At 63.1% G+C, this 3999-nt stretch carries 5 protein-coding genes; 3 read left to right on the forward strand and 2 right to left on the reverse strand.

The genetic code is table 11. From position 1 onward, the window contains the following. Together AiwAL_RS19800 and AiwAL_RS19805 are read right to left on the reverse strand one after the other, a co-directional pair. Positions 1-389: hypothetical protein (locus AiwAL_RS19800; RefSeq protein WP_262313441.1), on the reverse strand; the 389-nt coding region annotated here is incomplete at its 3' end. Beyond that, on the reverse strand, positions 340-1662 hold the full coding sequence (locus AiwAL_RS19805; RefSeq protein ID WP_262313442.1) for an aromatic ring-hydroxylating dioxygenase subunit alpha: 1323 nt from the start codon (positions 1660-1662) through the stop codon (positions 340-342). The genes AiwAL_RS19805 and AiwAL_RS19800, both read right to left, overlap by 50 nt. A gap of 226 nt (positions 1663-1888) precedes the next feature. Between AiwAL_RS19805 and AiwAL_RS19810 the strand changes: the two genes are divergently transcribed. From AiwAL_RS19810 to AiwAL_RS19820, 3 genes are all read left to right on the forward strand, one after another. Then, entirely contained in the window at positions 1889-2170 is a 282-nt protein-coding gene (locus AiwAL_RS19810) for a 2Fe-2S iron-sulfur cluster-binding protein (RefSeq protein ID WP_262313443.1), read from the forward strand. Beyond that, on the forward strand, positions 2167-3399 hold the full coding sequence (locus tag AiwAL_RS19815) for an NAD(P)/FAD-dependent oxidoreductase (protein WP_262313444.1): 1233 nt from the start codon (positions 2167-2169) through the stop codon (positions 3397-3399). The genes AiwAL_RS19810 and AiwAL_RS19815 overlap by 4 nt, the downstream gene beginning before the upstream one ends. Positions 3400-3412: 13 nt before the next feature. Further along, a partial coding sequence (locus tag AiwAL_RS19820; RefSeq protein WP_262313445.1) for a helix-turn-helix domain-containing protein occupies positions 3413-3999 on the forward strand: 587 nt, incomplete at its 3' end.

Below are 3999 nucleotides of genomic sequence, written 5' to 3' on the forward strand. Positions count from 1 at the left end.
CGGAAAGTGCCGGGGTCCGGCACCATCAGCACGTCGCCTGATCCCTCCAACTCGCGAAGGCCGACCCCGCCGCCCGGGCTGAAGGTAGAGAAAACCGTGTGGCACGCGGTGTCCTTGAGCAGCAACGAGCCGGGAAAGCCACAGCCGTTGCGCAGCGCCCCCGCGACCTCGGAGGCGACGAGTGTCTTGCCCCGCAGCACACCATGCTGATCAGCAAAGGAGAGGCGCACAATTTCAATATTGTCCCGCGCGATGCGAGCCTCGACCTCCGCCGCCGCTTCGGCACGTGCCAACGTCCACATCCCGTGACGGTCGGCGAAAAAGCTTGCGGGCTTATGGTCAGGCCGCATGGGGCCGATTCCCCCACTCCGCACCTGCTCGTCGGTCATGATCCACCCGCTTCCAATAGTCCTGCCACGACGCGGTCGGGCCGATGCCATCTATCGCCGCCGGGCCGCGCAGGTTGGACGCCTCCTCCTCACTCAGCACCATTGGCGGACGCTGTCCTGCGACAACCTGCTCGATGGCGGCTACCAACATGCGTCGAAAGGCTGTGATCGCTTTATCGGACAGGCCGAGATGCTCGCGGGTGCGGTCCTGGATTAGCCCTTGCGATTCGATCGCCCATTGATCGTGGACGTTGATGTCGTGTCCCATACCTGTGTAAGTCTGGCTGCGCTGCTCAGCAGCATCAAAGCCGTAGTCGTTGTGTTTGCCGCGGCGTGGGCGATACTCTGGCAGTTCATACAGTTCGAGCCGCTGGTGACGCATCTTCGCCTTGTCCACCGCGGCGCCGAAGCTGGTGAAGATCGCGTACCAGTAACACGCTGCGTCGTCGACCGGTACATGCCATTGGGTGATCGTCATCTCCGCACTCATCGGGATCACGAAGGCCTGCGGGAACGCCAAGTTGGTAACGCGGACATGCGTGTGCGCATCGTCGATGCGCCGCAGGGCGGCAATGCGTAGGCCGAACTCCGTCCGCTCCACTTCGATCGCCGGTCGTGGATATTCTCGCAGCAGTCGAGTCATCGGGATCTCGGTGCCGGCAGACGCCGCGCGGAACTGCTTGCCATAGGAGTCCGCTGCGTCTGCGTCCTCGTAGAAGCGATGCAGGAAGGAGGCGTGTGCTGGGTCGATGCCGACCTCCAACGCCTGCAGCCAATTGCACTCGATCAGGCCTTTGAAGGCAAAGACATGGCTGTCGGGTGCCACGAAGCAGTCGAACGCAGGGAACGCAGGTGGCGCCCCCTCGCCGAGATAGGCGAAGATGATGCCGCTACGCTCGATCACCGGGTAGGATTTTTGTCGTATCCGGGTGCAGAGCGTGCTGTCGGCCGGTTCGGCCGGGGTTTCGAGGCAATGCCCGGTGGCGTCGAACAACCAACCGTGGAAGGCGCAGCGCAATCCCCCATCCTCAAGGCGACCGAAGGCAAGGTCGGCGCCGCGATGTGGGCAGTCTCGGTCGAGCAAGCCGAGCTTTCCGCTCTGGTCGCGGAATAACACTAGATCCTGGCCGAGCAATCGCAGGGGGCGAATTGGGCGTTCGGCAGCAAGTTCGTCGGAGAGCGCGGCCGGTTGCCAGTACATGCGCAGCAGCCTGCCGGCGGGGGTGCCCGGCGTAATGCGGGTAATCAGGTCGTTGTGCTGCGCGCTCATCATCGCACGGGGCTCCTTCTTTCACTTCGCATATTGACGTTTAACGAACCATCGTGCGATTTTTATGCATACCATCGATCATAGCACAAGTTAATTCTTTAATTTCGGCAAAAATCCCTTGCGCGGCAGGAGCGATAGTTCTATTATCGAACAATAGTCCGTTATATACGTTTTGGAGTGACAGCAATGCCGTGTATCATCTACCGTCAGCCGGGGGGGGGCCGAACGAGTGATCGAGGTTGCAGTGGGGCTGAATGTGATGCTCGGTGCAATCCAGAACAATGTAGACGGCATCGATGCCGAGTGCGGCGGCTGCCTATCCTGTGCCACCTGCCACGTCTATGTGGAACCCGATTATGTCACGCGGTTGCCGCCTCCTGAGCCCGACGAGGCCGAGATGCTCGACGTTACTGCCACGCCCCGCCGCCCGACCAGTCGCCTAAGCTGCCAGATCACCGTGACGCAGGACCTTGACGGTCTGATCGTCCAGATCCCCGAGCGGCAGTCATGAACGCCGGCTTGGTTGTGCTCGGAGCATCGCACGCCGCGGTCCATCTCGCCGCGAGCGCGCGCGAAGCTGGCTATGCCGAACCCATACTGCTGCTCGGCGCCGAAGCACACCCGCCGTACCAACGTCCGCCCCTTTCCAAAGGGTATCTGATAGGGAAAGTGCCTGACGCTGCACTGCCCCTGCGCAACGACACATTCTATCGCGACAACAAAATTGTACTGGCGTTAGGGGCGCCGGCGATCAAGCTAGACCGCCAAGCGCGCGAGGTTGAGACCGCAGACGGGCGTCGCCACCGGTTTGATCGCTTGGCTTTCGCCACCGGCGGTCGCTCGCGCCTACTAGCCATCCCAGGCCATGACCTCGTCGGAGTGTATGTCCTACGCTCGCTGGACGATGCACGCAGACTGCGCACTGGTCTCGTCACTGCGCGCAATGCTGTTGTGATTGGTGGCGGCTACATCGGCTTGGAGATCGCCGCCTGCTTGGCTAGTCTCGGCGTTGCGGTCACCGTGCTCGAGGCGGCGGCCAACTTGCTCACCCGCACGGCGTCGCAGCCGCTGGCGACGTTCCTGGCTGACGCCCACCGCTCGCGTGGCGTAACGATTCGGCTCGGAGTGTCGGCGCGGGCGTTGCGTGGTGAGTCCGGTAGGGTGCGTATCGTCGAATGCACCGACGGCGTGAATCACCCCGCCGACCTGGTGATCTGTGGTATCGGTGCAGTCCCCAATGTCGAGTTGGCACAGGCAGCCGGCCTAAAGTGTGCTGGCGGCGCCATCGCGGTCGATGTCTGTGGGCGCACCTCCGAGCCCGAGGTCGTGGCAGCCGGCGACTGCGCTTGTACGATGGTGAACGGTGTGCCATTGCGCCTGGAGTCGATCCAGAATGCGACCGATCAGGCCAAGGCGGCCGGTGCTGCAATCGTCGGCAGGTCATCCTTGAAATCGGCCATTCCCTGGTTCTGGTCCGATCAGTACGACCTGAAGCTGCAGATGGCAGGACTAGCCGCCAGCCACGACAGCTACGTCTTGCGTGGCCATCCGAAGAGTGAGCGGTTCGCGCTATTCTACTACCGCACCGGGCGTCTGCTCGCCGTGGACACCGTCAACCGCCCGGGTGAGCATCTCACGGCACGAAAGCTTCTCGCACTGGGCACGCCAGTACCGCCGACACTTGCTGCCGACGAGGCCATCGATCTGCGATCGCTGCTGGACGCCACCCCGGGTTTGTGACCAGTTTGCGCTGATGTCCAAGTTGCGACCCCAAGATGCCATACGCCGAGCCGAGAGCGCCCGCGGGCCGGACTTCTCCGAGGCGCTCGCGCGCGGACTTGCGGTGTTGACCGCGATCGGCGCCGAGCGGCGGCCGATGACACTGAGCGACCTCGCCCGCGCGATCGATCTGCCACGGGCCACTGTCCGCCGCGCCCTTTTCACGCTGACTCATCTGGGTTTCGTCGAGAGCGACGAAAAACTGTTTTGCCTTACTCCGAAAGTACTGACGTTGGCCGGCGCCTATCTACTCTCGAATCCGATCTCGACTCTACTGCAGCCGGCTTGCGATCGGCTTGCCGTGGAACTCGGGGAAGCTGCCTCCTGTGCGGTGCTGGTCGGGGAGGAAGTGGTGATGATCGCCCATGCCTCGCCGCAGCGGCTGATGGCGACAGGTGCCGGGGTAGGCTTCCGGCTGCCGGCGTTCTGTACGGCACTAGGGCGTGTGCTGCTCGCGGCGCTACCCGACCCTGTCCTGGATCACTTCCTGGAGCGGCTGCAGCCCGTGCGGATCACACCAGCAACGATCGTTGATCGCGCGGTGCTGCGCGACGCCATCCT

It is taken from the genome of Acidiphilium sp. AL, assembly GCF_025499445.1.
Lineage (GTDB): Bacteria > Pseudomonadota > Alphaproteobacteria > Acetobacterales > Acetobacteraceae > Acidiphilium > Acidiphilium iwatense.